Raw genomic sequence first — 20,982 nt, forward strand, 5'->3', positions numbered from 1 at the left:
GGATCCCCCTACGGCGCGCGGCTGTCGTCGTCGTACGTGCTCGTCCCCGCGTCCAGCAGCGGTTCCCGCGACGGCTTCAGGTGCTCCGGAGCCAGCGCCCGCAGCGCGTGATAGCCGACGATCACCACGATCGTCCCGAGCGCGATCCCGCTCAGCTCGAAGTTGTCGCTGATCTTCAGGTTCACGCCCCCGACGCCGATGACCACGCCCGCCGCCACCGGCACCAGGTTCAGCGGGTTCCGCAGGTCCACGTCGTTGTGCACCCAGATCTGCGCACCGAGCAGCCCGATCATGCCGTACAGGATCACCGTGATCCCGCCCAGCACCCCACCCGGCACCGCCGCCACGACCGCGCCGAACTTCGGGCACAGCCCGAAGAGGAGGGCGAATCCGGCCGCGGCCCAGTAGGCGGCGGTGGAGTAGACACGGGTGGCGGCCATGACGCCGATGTTCTCGGAGTACGTGGTGGTGGCCGGGCCGCCGACCGCGGTGGACAGCACGGTCGCGGCGCCGTCCGCCGCGATCGCCGTGCCGAGCTGGTCGTCCAGCGGGTCGCCGATCATCTCGCCGACGGCCTTCACATGCCCGGCGTTCTCGGCGATCAGCGCGATGACGACCGGCAGCGCGACCAGGATCGCCGACCAGTGGAACTCGGGCGCGTGCAGGGACGGCAGTCCGACCCAGTCGGCCTTGGCGACGCCGGACAGGTCCAGCCGCCAGTGGTCGGTGACCTTCCCGCTGCCGCCGATCGAGTGGATCGTGCCGAAGACGCGGTCGAAGACCCAGGAGATCGCGTAGCCGAAGAGCAGCCCCAGGAAGATCGCGATGCGGGACCAGAAGCCGCGCAGACAGACCACGGCCGCCCCGGTGACCAGCATGGTCAGCAGCGCGGTCCACTGGTCGGCGGGCCAGTACGTCGAGGCGGTCACCGGCGCGAGGTTGAAGCCGATCAGCATCACCACCGCACCGGTCACCACGGGCGGCATCGCCGCGTGGATGATGCGCGCCCCGAACCGCCGTACCGCAAGCCCGCTCAGCAGGAGCGCGCCGCCCACGACCAGGATCGCCCCGGTGACAGCGGCGCTGCCGCCGCCCTGCGCCCGGATCACCGCGGCCACGCCGACGAACGACAGGCTGCATCCCAGATAGCTGGGCACCCGGCCGCGGGTGGCCAGCAGGAACAGCATGGTCGCGACCCCGGACATCATGATCGCGAGGTTGGGGTCGAGGCCCATCAGTACGGGGGCGACGAAGCTGGCGCCGAACATCGCCACGACATGCTGCGCGCCGAGGCCCGCCGTCCTCGGCCACGACAGCCGTTCATCCGGCCGGACGACGGCTCCGGGGGCGGGGGTGCGCCCGTCGCCGTGCAGGGTCCAGCGCACGCCGAGGCCCATGACTGCTCCACTTCGGTTTCCGTGAACGGGGGGATCGGAGCAATGTTAGTTGGCCGAAAACGCGCCGCTCGGCCCTCGATCGAGCCCGTCACCGCACGGTTGATCGACAACTGGGCAACAGTCCAACCGCCGCCCTGGAGTTGGCGCCGCGCGGGGTGTGAGGGTGGCGCGCATGGCATCTCGATCCACCTCCCACGCCCTCGCCGCCGGCGCTCTCTGCCTGGCACTCGCGCCGCTCACCGGATGCGGCCCGGACGGCGGCGAGCCGTCCTCCTCCAAGGGGCACAAGGGGTACAAGGGGCAGCCCAGCGCTCCTGCCGAGAGCCGGGCACCGGGCCATGGAAAGGGGTCGAAGGACCCGGACGACCTCAACGGGGACGGCCACCGTGACCTCGTGCTGCCCGCCCCGGCCCGGCGCGATCCGGCGAAGGTCGGCCGTGACGAGCGGGTCGCGGTGGTCTACGGCTCGGCGAAGGGTCTCGACCCCGCGACGCGCACCGTCCACGGCCGCCGCGACCTGGGCCTGCCCGCCGTGCGGGACACCACCCCCGGCGCCGGGTCCGACCACGTCCCCACGGACGACGTGGTGACCGCCGATCTGGACGGCGACGGCTTCTCGGACGTCGTGACGACCGTGGAGGGGGAGATGGCCGAGGACGGGAACATCAGCGCCGCGCGCACCGTCCCGCACGTCACCTGGGGCGGACCCGGCGGGCCCGGGAAGGGGACCGGCGCGACCCCGGTGCGGCTGCCGGAGAGCGCGTCGAAGCTGGGCGTGACCTCCGTGGTGCGCGGCGACTTCGACGGCGACGGCCACCACGACCTCGCGGGGCTCGCCCGGAACCAGTCCTCCGCGGTGGTGCTGTACGGCCCGTTCACCCGCTCCGGCGAGGCGAAGCGCACCGACACCTCCCTGCCGTGGACGGACGGGGACCTGGCCGCGGACGCCATCGACCCGTCCGGCAAGGCCCGCGCGACCGCCCTGCTGGTCCACGCCATCAGCGACGGCGAGCAGTCCGGCAACACCCTCTACCCGGCCCGTCGCGGCTCGGGCCTGTCCGCCGAGGGCAGGAAGCTGCGCGCCGGGAACGCCCATGCGTTCGGCGACTTCGACGGCGACGGGCAGCGCGATGTGGCCATCGGGGACGACGGCTCCCGCAACGACGAACCCGGCAACGAGACCGAGCCGCCGGATGTCTCCGGATCGCTGGCCCTGTATCCCGGCAGCGGCGGCGCCCCCGTCACACACCGGCTGCCGGAGGCGCCCAAGGGGGCGAGCACCGACTACGGGCCCGGCGGGTTCGCGGCCGCCGACCCGGACGGCGACGGCCGCGACGGCGTCCTGGTCGCCACGTACGAGGGGGCCACCCTCATCGACGGCGACAAGCGCACCCGGGTCACGCGGCAGGGGCCCGCGAAGGCGGACGGCGAGAAGACGCCCGCGAAGTGGCGGCACGCCCGGCCCGCGGGGGCCGCCGACTTCGACGGCGACGACACGGACGAACTGATCCTGAACTGGGGATCCGGCACCCTGTTCGGCACCTACGGCGAGCAGCCCACCCACTGGTGGATCACCGACGGCACCGGCTTCCGGGACAATACCTCGTTCACCACTACGGAGTTCGTGAGCCGCTAGGAGGCCGTCGTATCGGCGGCGCGGTCCGCCCGGCCGGGCTCGGGGGCGGCGTCCGGGGCCGGCGCGGTGGCCCGGCGCAGCACCCCGGCCCCGGCCACCAGCCCCAGCGCCAGCGCCGTGACCAGGCCGAACGAGGCGGTCAGCGAGGTCATGTCGGCGATCGAGCCGATGGCCGCCGGGGCGATCAGACCCGAGGTGTACGTGATCGTCGCGACGCCCGCGATCGCCTGGCTCGGGGCCGGGCCGCTGCGCCCGGCGGCGGCGAAGGCGAGGGGGACGACGACGGCGATGCCCAGGCCGATGAGGCCGAATCCGGCGATCGCCTGCCCCGGGACCGTGGCCGTGACCACGAGCACGCCGCCGAGCGTGGCCAGCACGCCGCCCGCCCGAACGGTCCGCACCGGACCGATCCGGCCCACGACCGCGTCACCGGCGAACCGGGCCGCGGCCATCATGCAGGAGAACGCCGTGGTACAGGCGGCGGCGACGCCGGGGGAGGAGTCCAGCACCTCACGCAGATAGACCGCCGACCAGTCCAGGCTGGCGCCCTCGGCGAAGACCGCGCAGAACCCCACCGCGCCGATGACCAGCGCGGACCGGGGCGGCAGGGCGAAGCGCGGCGGCGGATGCTCCTCGGGGGCGCTGCGCAGGTCGAGGACCCACCGGCAGGCGACGGTGCCCAGCAGCGTGAGCACGGCGGCGGCGATCCCGAGGTGCACCCGGGCGTCGGTGTCCGCGTGGGCGGCGACCGTGCCCGCCGCCGAGCCGAGCAGCGCTCCCGCGCTCCACATGCCGTGCAGCCCGGACATGATCGACCGGCCGAGCCGTTCCTCGATCTCCACGCCGAGGGCGTTCATGGCGACATCGGCCATCCCGGCGGTCGCCCCGTACACGAAGAGCGCCCCGCACAGCCACACCAGGCCGGGGGCGAGCGGGGGCAGGACCAGGGACAGACACCACAGGGCGATCAGTCCGCGCAGCGCGGCGCGGGCGCCGAAGCGGTGGCTGACCGCCCCGGCCAGCGGCATCGCGCAGGAGGCGCCGATGGCGGGGAAGGCGAGGGCGATCCCGAGTTGTCCGGCGCTGATGCCCAACTGCTCCTGCACCCAGGGGATACGGGTGGCGAAGTTGCCGGTGACCGCGCCGTGGACCGCGAACACCGTGGCGACGGCCATGCGGGCGCGCCGTACGTCACTCATGGGCGGCTTCGTACCGCTGCTCGTCGCTGCTCATGTGCGTACTCTGCGCATGCTCCGCGGGTCAGCTCAAGGCTATTTCAGCGCCATCTCTTGTCGTGGTCATGATCCATCCCTAATCTGACCACCAATCTCGATTCTGAATTCGGTTCAGATATCTGATTGGAGTGCCCGATGGTTGCGACTCCAGCGGAGCGCGGGAGACCCACCCGCGCGATCGTCGCCCTCGCCGCCCTGCTCCTCCTCCTGGCCGCCCTGGCGACGCCGTCCGCCCACGGCGCCGAGCGCGGCCGATGGCCCGGCCGGGTGCCGGGCACGGTGGTCCTCGACGGCCCCCGACTGGCCCTGACCAAGGTGAAACTCCAGCTCGGAGACCGGGCGCTGAAGCGGACCCTGCGCGATCTGACCACCCAGGCCGACCAGTGGTTAACCCAGGGGCCGTGGACCGTCACCGACAAGGACCAGGTGCCGCCCAGCGGTGACAAGCACGACTACTTCAGCCAGGCCCCCTACTGGTGGCCGAGCAAGCCCAAGACCGACGACAATCCGTATGGCTGCCCCTATGTTCAGAAGGATGGCCAACGCAACCCCGATGTGGACAAGATGACGGACCGTCCCGAGGTCGGGAAGGTCTTCGAATCCGCCTACGAGCTGTCCCTCGCGTGGTACTACACCGGCAAGCGCGGCTACGCCGAGCACGCCGCCGACATCCTGCGCACCTGGTTCGTCACCCCGGCGACCCGGATGAACCCCAGCCTGAACCACGCCCAGTTCATCCCGTGCAAGTACGACGGCCGCTCCATCGGCATCATCGACTTCTCCCAGGGCTTCACCAGCCTCCTGGACGCCGCCGCCATCCTCGATACCGGAGCCCCGGGCTGGACCAAGGGCGACCACGCGGGCTTCCGCACCTGGAACAAGCAGTTCCTGGACTGGCTGGTGAACAGCGACTTCGGCAAGGAGGAGGCCGCCGCCGACAACAATCACGGCACCTTCTCCGACATGCAGGTCGCCGCCATCGCCACCGCCGTGGGCGACCGCGACCTCGCCCGCAGGGTGCTGCGCGAGGCCCGGACCAAGCGGATCGACACCCAGATCGCGGCCGACGGCAGCCAGCCCCAGGAACTCGCCCGCACCCGCAGCTTCCACTACTCCACGTTCAACCTCGTCGCCTACACCCGGATGGCGGCCATCGGGCGGCACGTCGGCGTCGACCTCTGGCACTACACCGGCCCCACCGGCTCGAACCTCTTCAAGGCCGTCGACTTCCTGCTGCCCGCCGCCACCGGGGCGAAGCCATGGCCGTACCCCGACCTGGAGTTCAAGGCGTACGCCGCGAGCGACATCGTGCACGCGGCGGCCGACGCGGGCGACCGCCGGGCCCGCGCGGCCCTGCCCAAGCTCCAGGCCCCGCCGGGCGGCGACCTGTGGGCGCTGCGCCCCGCGGTCGAACAGCTCGACAGCATCGCGCAGGGATGAGGCCCGGCGCCGCGCGGAGATGAGGACCGGCATCGGGCGGGGATGAGCCCCCGGGGCCGGGTGGGTGAGCCAGCCCACACCGGCCCCGTCTCCCACCTGCGCTGATTGCCGTGGCACACTGAACCCGTACCAGTGACGTCAGCGCACTCCGGGGTCGGTGAAAATCCGAACCGGCGGTTACAGTCCGCGACCCGTCCGCCGCCAGCGGCCGGTTGACCAGGTGAAATTCCTGGACCGACGGTGAAAGTCCGGATGGGAGGCAGTGCGCGGCGGTAGCGACATCACCGGTGCGCCGTCTTCGTGGCGGCCGCGTTTCCTGCGCGGGCCGTACACGGCGATCCCGGCGCCCCGGCGGCGGCGTTCCCGTTCCATGTCGTTCCGACAGCCCCGGAGTCCGTGCCCGAAGAGGCAGGAGGACCCGGTGGCCCCCGCAGCCGAAGCAGCGGCAACCGCAGCGGTCGAAGACCGCGCCATGCGCCGCGCCGTCGCGCTCGCCGCCCGCGGTCTCGGCCACACCAGCCCCAACCCCGTCGTCGGCTGCGTCATCCTCGACGCCGAAGGACAGCCGGCCGGCGAGGGCTGGCACCAGCGCGCCGGCGGCCCGCACGCCGAGGTGCACGCCCTGCGCGCGGCGGGGGAGCGGGCCCGCGGCGGCACCGCGCTGGTCACCCTCGAACCCTGCAACCACACCGGCCGCACCGGACCCTGCGCCCAGGCGCTCCTCGACGCCGGGATCGCCCGCGTCCGCTACGCGGTCGCCGACCCCACCGCCCAGGCGCGCGGCGGCGCCGCGACCCTCGCCGCGGCCGGGGTCGACGTCGCGCCCGGGCCGCTGGCCGACGAGGCGGAGGCGGTCAACGAGGCCTGGCTGACCGCGATGCGCCGCGGCCGCCCCTTCGTGCTGTGGAAGTACGCCGCCACCCTCGACGGCCGCAGCGCGGCGGCCGACGGCACCAGCCGCTGGATCACCTCCGCCGCCGCCCGCGCCGATGTGCACCGGCTGCGCGCCGAGGCGGACGCCGTGGTCGTCGGCTCCGGCACCCTGCGCGCCGACGATCCCCACCTCGCCGTACGCGACCGGGAGGGCGTCACCCAGCCGCTGCGGGTCGCCGTCGACACCAACGCGACCGCGCTGAAGCCGGACGCCCGCATCCTGGACGACGCCGCGCCCACCCTCGTCGCCGTGGCCGAGGACGCCGACACCGGGCACCTCCCGGCCGGGACGGAAACCGTGCGGCTGCCCCGCGCCGAAGCGGGGCGCGGGCTCGACATCGCCGCGCTCCTCGTCGCCCTCCACGAACGCGGCGTCCGCTCCGTCCTGCTGGAGGGCGGGCCCACCCTCGCCGGGGCGTTCCTCGCCGCGGGCGCCGTCGACAAGGTCGTCGGCTATCTCGCCCCCGTACTGCTCGGCGCGGGCCCCGCCGCCCTCGCCGACGCCGGAATCACCACGATCGCGCAGGCGTTGCGCCTGGATGCGGCCGACGTCACCCGGCTCGGCCCCGATCTGCGCATCACCGCCGTCCCTGTCGCACCCACCACCACCCTCGCCGAGGAGAACTGACGTGTTCACCGGAATTGTCGAAGAACTGGGTGAGATCGTCGCCGTCGAGAACCTGGGCGACGCGTCCCGCTTCCAGGTGCGCGGACCCGTCGTCACCGAAGGTGCGCGGCACGGCGACTCCATCGCCGTCAACGGCGTCTGTCTCACCGTCGTCGACACCGGGGACGGCGGGTTCAGCGCCGATGTGATGGCCGAGACCCTGGACCGCTCCAGCCTCGGCGCGCTCGCCGTCGGCTCGCGCGTCAACCTGGAGCGCCCCATGGCGCTCGGCGGGCGGCTCGGCGGCCATCTGGTCCAGGGCCATGTGGACGGCACCGGAACGCTCATCGAGCGCAAGCTGTCCGAACACTGGGAGATCGTCAAGATCTCGCTGCCGTCCGAACTCGGCCGCTATGTGGTCGAGAAGGGCTCCATCACGGTCGACGGCATCAGCCTGACCGTCGTGGACGCGGGCCCCGACTACTTCACCGTCAGCCTCATCCCGACGACGCTCGCCCTCACCACCCTCGGCGTCAAACAGCCGGGCGACCCGGTCAACCTCGAAGTGGACGTCCTCGCCAAATACGTCGAGCGCCTGCTCGCCCACGGGGGCACGGACCAGGACAAGAAGGCGATCGAATGAGTGCCCTCGACTGGCTGGGCGCCGAAGCCGGGCAGATATTCGGCCAGCACATCCTGTGGTCGGACGCGATCGGCAACACCATCGGCCTGGCCGCCCTCGCCCTCGGCCGCCGCCGCTCCCTGTGGACCTGGCCCGTCCAGCTCGCCTCCGGCGTCATCCTGGTCGCCGCCTACGCCTCCGCCCACCTCAGCGGCGGCGTCGGCAAGCAGCTCCTGGTCATCGGCGTCGCCGCCTGGGGCTGGCGGCAGTGGCGGCACGGCCGCCGCGACGAGGGCGGCGCGATCGCCGTCCGCTTCGCCACCGGCCGTGAGCGCGCGGCGCTCCTCACCGGACTCGCGGTCGGCACGCTCGCCGTCGGCGCGCTGTTCACCGCGGTCCCCGAACTGTCCTGGAACCCCTGGCCCGACGCCTACATCTTCGTCGGCACCCTCGCCGCGATGGTCGCCCAGGCCCGCGGCCTGATCGAGTTCTGGTTCGCGTGGATGCTGGTCGACGTGGTCGGCGTCCCGCTCGCCTTCAGCAGCGGACTGGCCTTCTCCGGCCTCGTCTACGTCATCTACTTCGCCCTCGTCCTGTGGGGCGCGCGCGACTGGTGGCTGCGCTCCCGTACCGGGAACACCCGGACGTGCCCCAACACCCGGACGTCCCCGAGCGCGACCACACCCGCAATGGAAGGAGTGTCAGTGTCATGAGCGAGGCCTACGTGACGACGCAGCCGCGACCGGTGGCCGAGGACGACGCCCCCGCGGGCGCGTGGCCGCCCGACGAACTGGCGCTGGACTCCGTCGAGCGGGCGATCGCCGACATCGCGGCGGGCCGCCCCGTCGTGGTCGTGGACGACGAGGACCGGGAGAACGAGGGCGACCTCGTCGCCGCCGCCGAGACGGTCACCCCGGAGATCGTCGCCTTCATGATGAACGAGTGCCGCGGGCTCATCTGCGCGCCCATGGAGGCCGACGACCTCGACCGGCTGCGGCTCCCGCAGATGGTCGAGGACAACACCGAGTCCATGGGGACCGCCTTCACCGTCTCCGTCGACGCCACCGCCGAACACGGCGTCAGCACCGGTATCTCCGCCGCCGACCGCGCCACCACGCTGCGCCTGCTGGCCGACCCGGACACCACGCCCGGGGACCTCGTGCGCCCCGGCCACATCTTCCCGCTGCGCGCCCGCCCCGGCGGCGTGCTCGCCCGCGACGGCCACACCGAGGCCGGGGTCGACCTCGCCCGGCTGGCCGGACTGCGCCCGGCGGCCGTGATCTGCGAGATCGCGGGGGAGGACGGCGTGATGCTGCGCCTGCCCGACCTGGTCTCCTTCGCCCACAAGCACGACCTCGCGATCATCTCGATCGCCGACATGATCGCGTACCGCAGGGCCGCCGAGCCCGCCGTGCGGCGCGAGGCCACCACCCGGCTGCCCACCGCCTTCGGCGACTTCCAGGCGTACGGCTACCGCGCGACCGCCGACGGCGTCGAGCACATCGCGCTCGTCCAGGGCGACATCGGCGACGGCGAGGACGTGCTGGTCCGGGTCCACTCCGAATGCCTGACCGGTGACGTCTTCCACTCGCTGCGCTGCGACTGCGGCCCCCAGCTGCACGCCTCCCTGGAGCGGGTGACCGCCGAGGGGCGCGGCGTGGTGCTGTACCTGCGCGGCCACGAGGGACGCGGCATCGGGCTGCTGTCCAAGCTGCGCGCGTACCAGCTCCAGGAGCTGGGCCGGGACACCCTGGACGCCAACCTGGAGCTGGGCCTGCCCGCCGACGCGCGCGACTACGCGGCGGGCGCCGAGATCCTGGCCGACCTGGGCGTGCGCTCCCTGCGGCTGATGACCAACAACCCCGAGAAGACCACCGCCCTGGTCCGCCACGGGCTGCGGGTCACCGGCCGGGAGCCGATGCCCGTCCAGGCCGGGGAGCACAATCTGCGCTATCTGCGGACCAAGCGGGACCGGATGGGGCACGACCTGCCCTGGCTGGAGGGCGACCGCCGGGCGGCCGCCCCGGAGCCCGTGTCCGCCTGCGGCAACCAGTAGAACCACCCGTACGTAGATAAGACATTGAGGAGTGACGTGAGCGGTAAGGGTGCCCCCGAACTGTCCGTGGAGAACTGCGGGGACCTGCGTGTGGCCGTGATCGCCGCACAGTGGCACGAGAAGGTGATGGACGGCCTGGTCGACGGCGCCCGGCGGGCCCTCGGTGAGCTGGGCATCGCCGAGCCGACCGTGCTGCGGGTGCCCGGCAGCTTCGAGCTGCCGGTCGTCGCCAAGGCCCTCGCGGACCGCGGCTACGACGCGGTCGTGGCGCTGGGCGTCGTGATCCGGGGCGGCACGCCCCACTTCGACTATGTGTGCCAGGGCGTCACCCAGGGCCTCACCCAGGTCAGCGTGGACACCGGCGTCCCCATCGGCTTCGGCGTGCTGACCTGCGACACCGAGGAGCAGGCCCTGGACCGCGCCGGAATCGCCGGTTCCAGCGAGGACAAGGGGCACGAGGCGGTCACCGCCGCCGTCGCCACCGCCGTCACCCTGCGGTCCGTCGCGTAGACCTGCGCGAAGTCGAGCCGTCCGGTCCAAGTAGGATGGCGCACACCATGTCCAAGAAGACGTTCGAGGAGCTCTTCGCCGAGCTCCAGCAGAAGGCCGCCACGGCCGACCCCGCCACGTCCCGTACCGCCGAGCTGCTCCAGTCCGGCGTGCACGCGATCGGCAAGAAGGTCGTCGAGGAGGCCGCCGAGGTGTGGATGGCCGCCGAGTACGAGAGCGACGCGGCGGCCGCCGAGGAGATCTCGCAGCTCCTCTACCACCTCCAGGTGATGATGGTCGCCAAGGGGCTCACCCTCGACGACGTCTACGCCCACCTCTGAACCACCCCGCTCACCACCCACCCCTCGTACGAAGGAATCACCCCTCATGCTGCGCATCGCCGTCCCCAACAAGGGTTCACTGTCCGAGCCTGCGTCGGCGATGCTCCATGAGGCGGGCTACAAGCAGCGCAAGGACCGCAGGGAACTCGTCCTGGTCGACGCCGACAACGACGTCGAGTTCTTCTTCCTGCGCCCCCGTGACATCGCCGTGTACGTCGGCTCCGGCCGCCTGGACATCGGCATCACCGGCCGCGATCTGCTGCTCGACTCCGGCTCCCAGGCCGAGGAGATCCTCCAGCTCGGCTTCGCCGGGTCCACCTTCCGCTACGCCACCCGGCCCGGCACCGCCACCGATGTGAGCGAGTTCGGCGGGATGACCGTCGCCACCTCCTTCTCCGGCCTGGTCACCAAGCACCTCGCCGACCACGGGGTGGACGCCGCCGTCGTCCACCTCGACGGCGCCGTGGAGACCGCCATCCAGCTCGGCGTCGCCGAGATCATCGCGGATGTCGTGGAGACCGGCACCACCCTGCGCAACGCCGGTCTGGACATCATCGGCGAGCCGATCCTGGAGTCGGAGGCGGTCGTGATCCGCCGCACCGGCGCGCCCACCGACGACCCCAAGGTGCGCCAGTTCCTCCGCCGGATGCAGGGCGTCCTGGTGGCCCGGCGCTACGTGATGATGGACTACGACATCCGGGTCGAGCAGGTCGAGCGGGCCGTGGCGCTCACCCCCGGCCTCGAATCGCCCACCGTCTCCCCGCTGCACCACGAGGGCTGGGTCGCGGTCCGCTCGATGGTCCCCTCCAAGGACGCCCAGCGGATCATGGACGAGCTGTACGAGCTGGGCGCGCGGGCGATCCTCACCACCGGCATCCACGCCTGCCGCCTCTGAGCCACCTTCCCTCCCCTCCCTCTCACGAGAGACCCCACACACGTGTCCGCCGCCGCCCAGCCGCCCGCCCTCCCGGTCACCTTCCGGCCGACCGTCACCCGGATCGTCCTGCTGACCGTCGGCGCGGCCCTCGTCGTCGTCCTCACCGCGATCGGACTGCTCCTGGAGAACCTCTCCCCGGGCGAGCAGGCCAGCTTCATCCTGACCGGGCTGCTGTTCTTCGCGGGCCTCGCGCTGTTCAGCCGCCCCAAGGTGGTGGCCGACGAGGCCGGGGTGACCGTGGTCAACCTCATCACCACCCGCCGTCTGGAGTGGGCCGAGGTGCTGCGGGTCAATCTGCGGCCCGGCGACGCCTGGGTCCATCTGGACCTCGCCGACGGCACCAGCCTGCCCGCGATGGGCATCCAGGTGGGCGTCGCGAAGGCGCGGGCCATCGACGACGCCCGCGCCCTGCGCGTCCTCGCCGAACACCACGGCACGGGCGGCGGCACGTCCTGACCCCGCGAGGGGCCTGCCCGTAACCGCCCATCCTTGTTTACTCTGTTGCCGGGGCCGAACGATGCCCCGCCCCGCCTCGACCTGCCCGCACCCCCCGCGCGCAGCCGGCGGGCTCACCCTGCGACCCAAGGAGTGACTCCCTCCAGAGATGGACGGATCGTCCTGTAGTACCTGCGCCGCCGCCGACCCCGAGGCGGCGGCATGAGCGTCACCCTGTCTCTCCTGCTGCTCTCCGCGGCACTCGTCCTCATCCTCGCCAACGGCTTCTTCGTGGCCGCCGAATTCGGCCTGGTCACGGTCGAGCGGCCGGACGCGGAGCGGGCCGCCGAAGAAGGCGACCGGCGCGCCCGTACCGTCGTCGAGGCGCTGCGCGAGCTGTCCTTCCAGCTCTCCGGCACCCAGCTCGGCATCACCATCACCTCCCTGGTGGTCGGCATGCTCGCCGAGCCCGCGCTCGGTCATCTGCTGACCGCGCCGCTGTCCGCGGTGGGGCTGCCGCACGGCGCCGTCTCCGGCGTCGCCGTCGTCATCGGCATGCTCGTGGCCTCCGCCGTCCAGATGGTGATCGGCGAACTCGTGCCCAAGAACTGGGCGGTCTCCCGGCCGCTCCAGGTCGCGCGCTTCGTCGCGGGCCCGCAGTCCGCGTTCGCCCACTTCTTCCGGCCGGTCATCGCCCTGCTCAACACGGTCGCCAACCGGCTGGTGCGGATGCTGGGCGTCGAGCCCACCGAGGAGCTGGCGTCCGCCCGTACCCCCGGTGAGCTGGTCTCGCTGGCCCGCCACTCGGCGCGGGCCGGGGCGATCGAGCAGGACACCGCCGACCTGTTCGTCCGCACCCTCTCGCTCGGCGACCTCACCGCACAGCATGTGATGACCCCGCGGGTGCGGGTCAGCGCCCTCCAGTCCACGGCGACCGCCGTGGACGTGCTCAACCTCACCCGGGCCACCGGACTCTCCCGGTTCCCGGTCTACCGCGACCGCCTGGACGAGGTCATCGGCATGGTCCACCTCAAGGACGCCCTCGCGGTGCCCGCGGACGACCGGCTGCGCACCCCCGTCGGGTCCATCGCCCAGCTCCCGGTGCTCGTCCCCGAGACGCTGCCCGTCCAGCCGCTGCTGGAGCGGCTGCGCAGCGAGCAGCCGATAGCCGTGGTCGTCGACGAATACGGCGGCACGGCCGGTGTCGTCACCCTGGAGGACATCGTCGAGGAGCTGGTCGGCGAGGTCCGCGACGAACACGACGACGAGGCCGCCGACACGCCCGACCTGGCCCAGACCGTCGCCGAGGACGGCCGGCCCGCATGGGACGCCGACGGGGCCTGCCGCGTCGACACCCTCCGCCGGATCGGTCTCGAGGTGCCCGACGGGCCGTACGAGACGGTGGCCGGGCTGGTCGCCGATCTGCTCGGCCGGATCCCCGCCCCCGGGGACACCGCCGAGCTGCCGGGCTGGAAGCTGGCCGTCCGGCAGGTCGGCCACCACCGGGCGGAGCGGGTACGGATCGTCAGGACCGGAGCGGGTACGAGTGCCGGGGCCGGTTCCGCGCCCGGGGCCGGGTCCGCCGCCCCCGCCCCCACAGCTGCCGCCGTCGCCGCCGTAGCCGAGAAGGAAACTGAGCGATGAGCCTCGTACAACTCCTCTTCGCCGCTCTTCTGGTCCTCGCCAACGGGTTCTTCGTCGGCGCCGAGTTCGCCCTGGTCTCCGTGCGCCGCAGCCAGATCGAGCCGCGGGCGGCCGAGGGCTCCGCGCGGGCCCGTACGGTGCTCACCGGGCTGGAGAGCCTGCCGCAGATGATGGCCGCCGCGCAGTTCGGCATCACCGTCTGCTCGCTGACGCTCGGCGCGGTCGCCGAGCCGACCGTCGCCAAGCTGCTGGAGCCGGTCTTCCACGTCGTGCACCTGCCGGCGGGGCTCGTCCATCCGCTCGGGTACGCCATCGCGCTCGCCGTCGTCGTCTTCCTGCACCTGGTGATCGGCGAGATGGTGCCGAAGAACCTGGCCATGGCGGCGCCCGAGAAGACCGCGCTGTGGCTCGCCCCCGGCCTCGTCGGCTTCGCCCGGCTGTGCCGCCCGGTCACCGCGATGCTGGGCGCGTGCTCCCGGCTGGTGCTGCGGCTCTTCCGGGTCGAGCCCAAGGACGAGGTCGAGGCCGTCTTCACGAGCGAGCAGCTGACCCATCTGGTCGAGGACTCCCGGCAGGCCGGGCTCCTCGACGACGGGGAGCACGAACGGCTCGCCGACGCCCTGGAGCTGGGCAGCCGCCCGGTCACCGACGTCCTCCTCGACCCGGCGGGCCTGGTCACCGTCGACCCCTCGGTCACGCCCCGGCAGATCGAGGAGCTGACGGTACGCACCGGCTACTCGCGCTTCCCGGTGTGCGGCGCCGGAGGCGCCTTCATGGGCTACGTGCACGTGAAGGACGTCCTGGACCTGGAGGCCCCCGAACGGGCGGTCCCCCAGCGGGTCTGGCACCCGATCGAGACCCTGCGCGCCGAACTGCCGCTGGACGACGCGCTCAGCGCGATGCGGCGGGCGGCCTCGCACCTGGCGGCCGTGGCCGACGCGTCCGGCAAGGTGCTGGGGCTGGTCGCGCTGGAGGACGTGCTGGAGATGCTGGTCGGCGAGGTCCGCGACCCGGCCCACCGGGACAGCGGCCGCGGCCGCCTCGCGGCCGAGCCGCGCGGCGCCACCCCGGTCCAGGCCCCGGCCGCGGCGTCGGCCGCGGCCGGGGCCCCGGAGGAGCCCGCGATGGTGTCCCGCTAGCTCGAAACGTCCCGCCGTGGCTTTCCGTCGCTCAGCGGCTTGCCCGACGGGGGCCGGCCGGTGACGGATCACCGGGCGGTTCGGGACGGCGGCCGGCGTGGTCCTGCGCCGGTTCGCCGACCGTCGCCGGGCGGAGGGCGGTGACCAGGACGGCCAGTGCGGCGGCCGGGGCCAGCACCGCGATGCTCAGCGCCCCGGGCTGGGTCGGTTCCCACCAGGACAGCAGGCCGGTGTAGAGGGCACCGCTGGTCATCTGGAGGAAGAAGAACAGGCCGGACGCGCTCCGTGCGTTGACTCCCGCCGAGCGCAGCATGCCGGCCTGGCAGACCGGGAAGGCGGCGCCGACGCCGACCATGGCCACTGCCATCGGGACGACAAGGGCCAGCGGTTCGTGCGGCAGCACGTGTGCCCCCACGGCCATCGCCGCCGTCGCGATCAGGGCCAGGATCCCCGAGACGAGCAGGATCCGCGGCAATCCGAAGCGTCCGCTCGTCCTCCGCGCGATCCGGCTGCCCGCGATGTATCCGACGATCACCAGGGCGTACAAGAGGCTGAAGACCGTCGCGCTGGTGCCGAGTTCTACCTGGAGGGTGTGGCTGGAGTAGGTGGTGAAGGTGAAGTACACACACCAGGCGAGGCAGATCACACCGGTGAACCACCAGTAGGCGGGTCGCGCGAGAACCTCTCGCAGCCCCGGGCCGGCCGCTTCCGCGGCTTCCGCGGTGGAGCGGGGCAGGGCCCGCCGTGCGAGGACGAAGGTGCTCGCGCTCAGTGCGCCGAGGGTGAGCAGGACCGGCCGCCAGGGCAGGTGGTCGACGAGCAGCCCGACGACCGGTGGGGTCAGCGCGGGGGTGAGGGCGATGGCCGTGGACAGCTGGGTGAGGGCCGGCAGCCGTTGGTGCTCGGGCAGCGCTTCCTGGACGTAGACGCGGGCGAGTACGGTTCCCGCGCCGCCGCCGAGAGCCTGCACCGCCCGCGCGGCGGTCAGCGTGGCGGCGTCGGGGGCGAGGACCACCACGACCGACGCCACCATGTGCACGGCGAGGGCGGCCAACTGCACGGTGCGCGGGCCCGTGCGGGCCGCCAGTCCGCCGGCGACGGCCATCGACACGGCGTATCCGGCCATGTACACAATCAGGCTGCGGTCGATGGCCGCCGGCGAGGTGGCGAGGTCCGCGGCGACGTGCGGCACCATGGGAACGAACGCGGCCAGCGTCGCCTGCGGCAGCACCACCAGCAGCACCAGGCAGGCGCGCAGGTTCGCCCGGTCCGCCCTCACAGCAGGACTCCATCACGCATGTGCAGCCGGGCGGCGACCTGTTCCGCGACCCGCTGCGCCTGGGTGGCCGCGTACTCCATCGAACTGGTGTGGAAGTGCACGCCCGACGACAGGTCCCCCACCACGTGCAGCCGCGGGATCCGGGCCCCGGACGCATCGAGCACCTCGTTGCTTTCCGGGTCGACGTCCAGTCCGCCCAGTGGATGCGGGCGGGCGACTCCGCTGCTGCCCAACGCGTCCACCAGGGAGCCGGGGCGTGCGGCGGTGATGTCGATTCCGCGGCCCGTCGCGTTGACCACCACGTCGAAGCGCCGCACGTCGCCGTCCCCGAAGGACGCCCGGAACCGGGCGGCTTCCGCGGTCACGCCGGCGATGCCGGCGCGGAAGGCGAGCGCCCCGGATTCGGACAGCTCCAGCAGCCGCCGGGCATTGGCCGGGGGCATCGGGCTGCGCAGGGATGTGAAGATCCGCCCGTAGCGCCGGGTGAACTCCCTTCCGCTGAGGGGGTCCATGGCTCTCCACAGCCGCGAGTACCAAGGGGTCAGTGCGACGACGCACCGCTGCACGGCAGCGGCGGGGCCCGGCTCGCCGAGCCGGGCGCGCAGCTGTTCGGCACCTCCGGTCCGGGCCAGGAACGGTCGCAGCGCATCCCGGAGCGTGGTGCCCCGGCGCGACAGTTCGCCGTCGAGGAGCCGGGCGAGGTCCGCGATACCGAGGCTGCTCCGGCGTGCCAGTTCCTCCCGTACGTCGTCGACGAGACCGGGGGCGCAGTCGCCCGCGCCGAGGTCACAGCGCACATCGGGCAACGTGCCGCTGCGCGAGGCGAGAGTGACCCGGGGCGGGCCGGCCTTGTGGCTCAGCTCCAGGGCCACGTCGATGGCGGTGAGTCCGCTACCCAGGACGAGCACTTCGGCGCCGTCACCGATGTCGTCCGCGAGCCGGCGCACCGGATAGGGCTGGTGGATGTAGCCGGGCGATCCGAACAGTCCGTAGACGTCACGCGGTGGCACGGCGCCCAGGCAGAGGACGACGTCGTCCACCCACCGGGGGGCGGAGTGCCCGGTCAGGACGGCGACCCGCTCGCCGGCGGGCCGGACGTCGCTCACCCGCTCGTGGACGATCTCCACCGAGCTGCCGAGGTGGCGCAGGTCGCTCACGGCTCCGTCGAACATCTCCGCCAGGTACCGGCCGAACCACGCCCGCGGCACGAACTGTCCGCCGTCCTGGCCGCCGCGGGCGGGCATCAAGCCCTTCTGACCCACCCAGCGCCGGAAGTGGCCGCGGTCGGCGTAGTCCACCGACATCGCCGGAACCGGGCGGTTGAGCAGGGCGAGCTCGGTGTCCTCCCGATAGGCGACACCCGGCCCGCACGGCCCGGCCGGTTCGAACACCAGCACATCCGGGGTCTCCGCCACGGGTTCGGCCGAGACCTGCTTCGCCAGGGCGCACAGGAACGCCGTCGCGGAGGCACCTCCACCGACCACCGCGACCCTCCGTCGTCCGTACCGCACGCCGTCAGGTGGCGCGACAACGGTGGCTCCGACCGGTGCGCAAGACACTATTTTCTCCTCAGGCTCGGCTCACGGGGCACGCGGACGCCCCCGGGCGCACGGCGGCGCCGGGGCAAAGATCCACATGATTAGGCAAGCCTTACCTGAATGGGCATGCGGAAGCAAAAATTCCGCTAGCGGCGCCTAGGGCAGCGGGGGGTCCTCCGGGTCGCGGTACATGGGACCGCGGCCCGACAGGACCTCCCCGTACGCCTGCATCAGATCCGGCAGCCGCAGCGTCGCCAGGTCGTCCCGGGTCGGCGTGCCCGTCCACCCCGACAGCCGCAGATCCCGGTACGCGCAGCTCTTCTCGTACAGGGTGCGCAGGAAGCGCCCGTTCCCCAGCTCGTCTATCCAGCCCTGCTCGACCACGTGCCCGCTGATGCTGCGCAGCTCCTCCAGCGACTCCTCGTCCCACACATCGCCGTTCTCCGCGGCCAGCACCTCGCCGATGCGGGTGAGTTCGAGCGGACGGTAGCTGGGGAAGTCGACGCGCGTGGTGAAGCGGGAGCCGAGGCCGGGGTTGGCGGCCAGGAGGCGGTCCATGCCCTCGGGGTAGCCCGCGAGTATGACCACCAGCCGGTCGCGGTTGTCCTCGGCGCGCTTGAGCAGCACCTGAAGCGCCTCGTCGCCGTACGCGTCGCCCTTGCTGTACCCCGAGTTGGACAGGCTGTACGCCTCGTCGACGAAGAGGACCCCGCCGAGCGCCGAGTCGATCAGCTCGTTGGCCTTGACCGCGGTCTGCCCGAGGTATTCGCCGACCAGATCGGCGCGCCCGGCCTCGACCAGGTGGTCGCCGCCGAGCAGCCCGAGCGCGTAGAAGACCCGGCCGAGGATGCGGGCGACGGTGGTCTTGCCGGTGCCGGAGGGGCCGGAGAAGACGAAGTGCCGCTTCGGCGGCTGGACCGGCAGGCCCTGCCCGGCGCGCAGCCGGGCCATGTGGAGCTGCGCGGACAGTGCCCGCACCTGCCGCTTGACCGGCTCCAGGCCGACCATGCGCTCCAGCTCCTGGAGCGCGCTCTCCAGCAGGGCGGGGTCGGACGGCCCGGGCTGGGCGGGCAGGCCGCCCCGGTCGCGGGTGTTGTCGCCGCCGGTCACGGGGGTGGTCATGAGCGGCGGGCCGTCGGCGCCGTCGCCGCCGGTGCGCAGATCACGGCCGTCGGCCGGGTCGGCGGCGGGCGACAGGGTGTCGGCCGGGTCGGTCACGATGCCGTCGGTGGCGTCCTGGCTGCTCACCCCGGACAGCGTCACGGCCGCGAGGTCGGCCGTCTCGTCCAGGCCGTCGGACTCCGCTATGGCGGCCAGCCGCGCCGAGGTGTCCATGAAGGTGGGGTCGATGCGGTGCACCGCGCGGTAGAGGGGGAGGGCCGCGGCGCTGCGCCCGGTGCCCTCATGGGCGCGGGCGAGCCAGTAGCGCAGCTCCTTGCGCTGGGGCTGTTCGCTGCGGCAACGCATCAGGGCGGCGGAGAGGAGCGGTTCCGCCTGCCCGTACATCTCCAGCCGGACCCGGGCCATGCCGCCGAAGAGTCCGGCCTCGATGCCGAGGAAGGGGTCGTCCAGCAGCGGTTCGGTGTGCCGGACCAGCTGTTCCCAGTCCTTGACCAGATACGCGCGGCAGGCGTGCAGGAAGCGGGCCTGCGGATCGGCCTCCACGGGCGGGCACCCGGCCAGCGCCCGGTCCAGCTCGGGGACGTGGCGGCCGTCCAGCCAGTGCGAGGCGTGCGCCAGCAGCAGGTCCCGGTTGGTCTCCAGCACGGGCTGGACCCACCAGCCCAGCCAGTACCAGGAGTTGAGGGTGCGTCGGTGCCGGGTGCGCTGTTCGCCGAAGCGATCGCGGTGCCGGTACATCCGTAACAGCGCGGTCGCCGTGTCGGCGCGCAGCGCGTGCAGGCCGAGCCATGCGTCGGCCATGCCCGGATCGTGCCGCACCGCGGCCCGGAACTCCTCCTCGGCCTGTGCGTAGGCGCCCATCGTGTAGGCGTCCACGGCACGCAGCCAGGCGAGATCGGCCGGGGTGTGCGAACCCTGCGTGCCGAAATCCATCACGTCCCCCACAACCCCTGCCCCCGTGGATGCCGCCGGGGCGGCTGCCCTTTTCGCATCGTACCTGCGCAGGCCGCACCGGCCGAGGGTGCCGCACTGTTGTTCGTCGCAATCGCACAAGGCTTGGCAGGCGTGCGCGGGGGCGTGTAAGGGGCGTACACGACCGGAAGGGGTGGTTGACCGAGCGTGACGGTCCGGTGCCGCACGGCAGTCGGAATACGATGCCGAACCGGGTGCAGACAGGACGAAGCCCCCGATCACGGGGGAACAACCGGGGGCTTCGCGTTGTGGGACGACTCGTACGAGTCGCACATTGAGAACGTAAGACCTGTATGGGCCCCAGGTCAAGCCGAGTTGGGGCGTGCCCGGTAGGTCGGGCGCGGGGTGCGGCCGGACCGGTTCCGCCCGCTCACGCTGAGTGACGCCCAGGGGTGATTCGGGTGGTCGCGGCGGGTCCCGTGAGTATCGCGTACCCCTCTTTTCGCTGCGCTATCAGGGTTTCCGCATGGGGGCGCGAGGGGTCGGCGTCGAAATGCGCGCGCTCGGCGGGCTGCCAGCCGTCCCAGAATGTGGACAGTCCGGGGCCGTCGCGCAGCCTTCCGCGTCGCCAGGCGTCCCGGTCGGACAGCTCCATCCACACCAGATGGGCCAGTTGCGGCCGTACGGCGCGGCGCCCGGCGCCGACGCCTTCGAGGAGGACGACCGGGGCGGGGTCCAGGCGCCGCCGGGTGTCCGCGAAGCGGCGCTCGACCCAGTCATACGGGGCGTACCGGGCGGCGTCGCCACGGCTCAGCGGAGTCAGGATGTGCTCCTGCAACCGCTCGGCCCACCCGAACGGCTCCTCGTGCGTGGCGAGATCGTCCGTATGGACGACGGGCGCGCCGCCCAGCGCCTCCGCCAGCCGCCCGGCGAAGGTGGTCTTCCCGGACCCGGCGTGTCCGTCGACCGCGACGAGACGGACCGGCCCGCACGACGGCGGCAGGGCGCGCAGTCGCCGCGCGAACGTGCGAAGCGTCTCGGCGGGGCGGTCGGCGGTCTCCATGGGGGGCCACTCTACGACTACCGTGGAGTATTCACTCCATTGGTCCACGCCAATATTGATGCGGGGGCGCAGCGGGGAAGCACTGGCCTGACACCACTCGCAGCGGCCATAGTTGTGCGACTGTCGCGCATGCGCATTCGCCGCCGCTGGACGACGA

General features: G+C 72.7%; 18 protein-coding genes and 1 riboswitch. Of the genes, 12 read left to right on the forward strand and 6 right to left on the reverse strand.

The features are described from left to right. Positions 1 to 8: 8 nt before the first annotated feature. Positions 9 to 1,397 (reverse strand): uracil-xanthine permease family protein, encoded by a 1,389-nt coding sequence (locus HYQ63_RS35345; RefSeq protein WP_179937807.1) that lies wholly within the window; start codon positions 1,395 to 1,397, stop codon positions 9 to 11. A gap of 172 nt (positions 1,398 to 1,569) precedes the next feature. Here HYQ63_RS35345 and HYQ63_RS35350 point away from each other — a divergent pair, with 172 nt between their 5' ends. Beyond that, entirely contained in the window at positions 1,570 to 3,033 is a 1,464-nt protein-coding gene (locus HYQ63_RS35350; protein ID WP_179937808.1) for a hypothetical protein, read from the forward strand. On the opposite strand, the gene HYQ63_RS35355 is transcribed toward HYQ63_RS35350, so the two are convergent. Then, positions 3,030 to 4,232, reverse strand: coding sequence for an MFS transporter (locus tag HYQ63_RS35355; RefSeq protein ID WP_179937809.1), 1,203 nt, complete (start codon positions 4,230 to 4,232; stop codon positions 3,030 to 3,032). The two genes, HYQ63_RS35350 and HYQ63_RS35355, sit on opposite strands and share 4 nt — an antisense overlap. Positions 4,233 to 4,403: 171 nt before the next feature. Here HYQ63_RS35355 and HYQ63_RS35360 point away from each other — a divergent pair, with 171 nt between their 5' ends. The 11 genes from HYQ63_RS35360 (at position 4,404) to HYQ63_RS35410 (ending at position 14,911) form a co-directional block, all read left to right on the forward strand. Then, positions 4,404 to 5,708: an alginate lyase family protein gene (locus tag HYQ63_RS35360; RefSeq protein ID WP_179937810.1), complete on the forward strand. Its 1,305-nt coding sequence runs from the start codon at positions 4,404 to 4,406 to the stop codon at positions 5,706 to 5,708. A 139-nt stretch (positions 5,709 to 5,847) separates the two neighbouring features. Then, a riboswitch (FMN riboswitch) is annotated at positions 5,848 to 5,978 on the forward strand. A gap of 202 nt (positions 5,979 to 6,180) precedes the next feature. Then, the gene (gene ribD, locus HYQ63_RS35365) at positions 6,181 to 7,269 is read left to right on the forward strand and encodes a bifunctional diaminohydroxyphosphoribosylaminopyrimidine deaminase/5-amino-6-(5-phosphoribosylamino)uracil reductase RibD (RefSeq protein ID WP_179940835.1); all 1,089 of its coding nucleotides are present in this window, start codon (positions 6,181 to 6,183) and stop codon (positions 7,267 to 7,269) included. A gap of 1 nt (position 7,270) precedes the next feature. Beyond that, the gene (locus HYQ63_RS35370) at positions 7,271 to 7,891 is read left to right on the forward strand and encodes a riboflavin synthase (protein ID WP_009713589.1); all 621 of its coding nucleotides are present in this window, start codon (positions 7,271 to 7,273) and stop codon (positions 7,889 to 7,891) included. After that, on the forward strand, positions 7,888 to 8,583 hold the full coding sequence (locus HYQ63_RS35375) for a nicotinamide mononucleotide transporter family protein (protein WP_179937811.1): 696 nt from the start codon (positions 7,888 to 7,890) through the stop codon (positions 8,581 to 8,583). Before HYQ63_RS35370 ends, HYQ63_RS35375 begins: the two co-directional genes overlap by 4 nt. After that, positions 8,580 to 9,926 carry a bifunctional 3,4-dihydroxy-2-butanone-4-phosphate synthase/GTP cyclohydrolase II gene (locus tag HYQ63_RS35380; RefSeq protein ID WP_257232333.1) on the forward strand — a complete coding sequence of 449 codons (1,347 nt, stop codon included), beginning with the start codon at positions 8,580 to 8,582 and terminating at the stop codon, positions 9,924 to 9,926. The genes HYQ63_RS35375 and HYQ63_RS35380 overlap by 4 nt, the downstream gene beginning before the upstream one ends. 36 nt (positions 9,927 to 9,962) lie before the next feature. Further along, the gene (ribH, locus tag HYQ63_RS35385; RefSeq protein ID WP_179937812.1) at positions 9,963 to 10,436 is read left to right on the forward strand and encodes a 6,7-dimethyl-8-ribityllumazine synthase; all 474 of its coding nucleotides are present in this window, start codon (positions 9,963 to 9,965) and stop codon (positions 10,434 to 10,436) included. Between the two features lie 35 nt (positions 10,437 to 10,471). Next, on the forward strand, positions 10,472 to 10,756 hold the full coding sequence (locus HYQ63_RS35390; protein WP_009713585.1) for a phosphoribosyl-ATP diphosphatase: 285 nt from the start codon (positions 10,472 to 10,474) through the stop codon (positions 10,754 to 10,756). 46 nt (positions 10,757 to 10,802) lie between these two features. Beyond that, positions 10,803 to 11,651, forward strand: a complete 849-nt coding sequence (gene hisG, locus HYQ63_RS35395) for an ATP phosphoribosyltransferase (RefSeq protein ID WP_123106610.1) — start codon at positions 10,803 to 10,805, stop codon at positions 11,649 to 11,651. Positions 11,652 to 11,693: 42 nt separating this feature from the next. Beyond that, positions 11,694 to 12,149, forward strand: coding sequence for a PH domain-containing protein (locus tag HYQ63_RS35400; protein WP_179937813.1), 456 nt, complete (start codon positions 11,694 to 11,696; stop codon positions 12,147 to 12,149). 201 nt (positions 12,150 to 12,350) lie between these two features. Beyond that, positions 12,351 to 13,772, forward strand: coding sequence for a hemolysin family protein (locus HYQ63_RS35405; protein ID WP_179937814.1), 1,422 nt, complete (start codon positions 12,351 to 12,353; stop codon positions 13,770 to 13,772). Next, entirely contained in the window at positions 13,769 to 14,911 is a 1,143-nt protein-coding gene (locus tag HYQ63_RS35410; RefSeq protein ID WP_179937815.1) for a hemolysin family protein, read from the forward strand. The genes HYQ63_RS35405 and HYQ63_RS35410 overlap by 4 nt, the downstream gene beginning before the upstream one ends. A 31-nt stretch (positions 14,912 to 14,942) precedes the next feature. Here HYQ63_RS35410 and HYQ63_RS35415 read toward each other — a convergent pair whose 3' ends face one another. The 4 genes from HYQ63_RS35415 to HYQ63_RS35430 form a co-directional block, all read right to left on the reverse strand. Next, a complete protein-coding gene (locus tag HYQ63_RS35415; RefSeq protein ID WP_179937816.1) occupies positions 14,943 to 16,190 on the reverse strand; it encodes an MFS transporter in 1,248 nt (415 codons plus the stop codon). Continuing rightward, a complete protein-coding gene (locus HYQ63_RS35420; protein ID WP_179937817.1) occupies positions 16,187 to 17,674 on the reverse strand; it encodes an FAD/NAD(P)-binding protein in 1,488 nt (495 codons plus the stop codon). Before HYQ63_RS35420 ends, HYQ63_RS35415 begins: the two co-directional genes overlap by 4 nt. 210 nt (positions 17,675 to 17,884) lie before the next feature. Continuing rightward, positions 17,885 to 19,783 (reverse strand): AAA family ATPase, encoded by a 1,899-nt coding sequence (locus HYQ63_RS35425; RefSeq protein ID WP_179937818.1) that lies wholly within the window; start codon positions 19,781 to 19,783, stop codon positions 17,885 to 17,887. 409 nt (positions 19,784 to 20,192) lie between these two features. Beyond that, complete coding sequence (locus tag HYQ63_RS35430; RefSeq protein WP_179937819.1) at positions 20,193 to 20,825, reverse strand: uridine kinase; 633 nt, start codon at positions 20,823 to 20,825, stop codon at positions 20,193 to 20,195. Between the last annotated feature and the right edge of the window lie 157 nt (positions 20,826 to 20,982).

The sequence above is a fragment of the Streptomyces sp. Rer75 genome, assembly GCF_013414305.1.
In the GTDB taxonomy this organism is placed as follows: Bacteria; Actinomycetota; Actinomycetes; order Streptomycetales; family Streptomycetaceae; genus Streptomyces; species Streptomyces himastatinicus.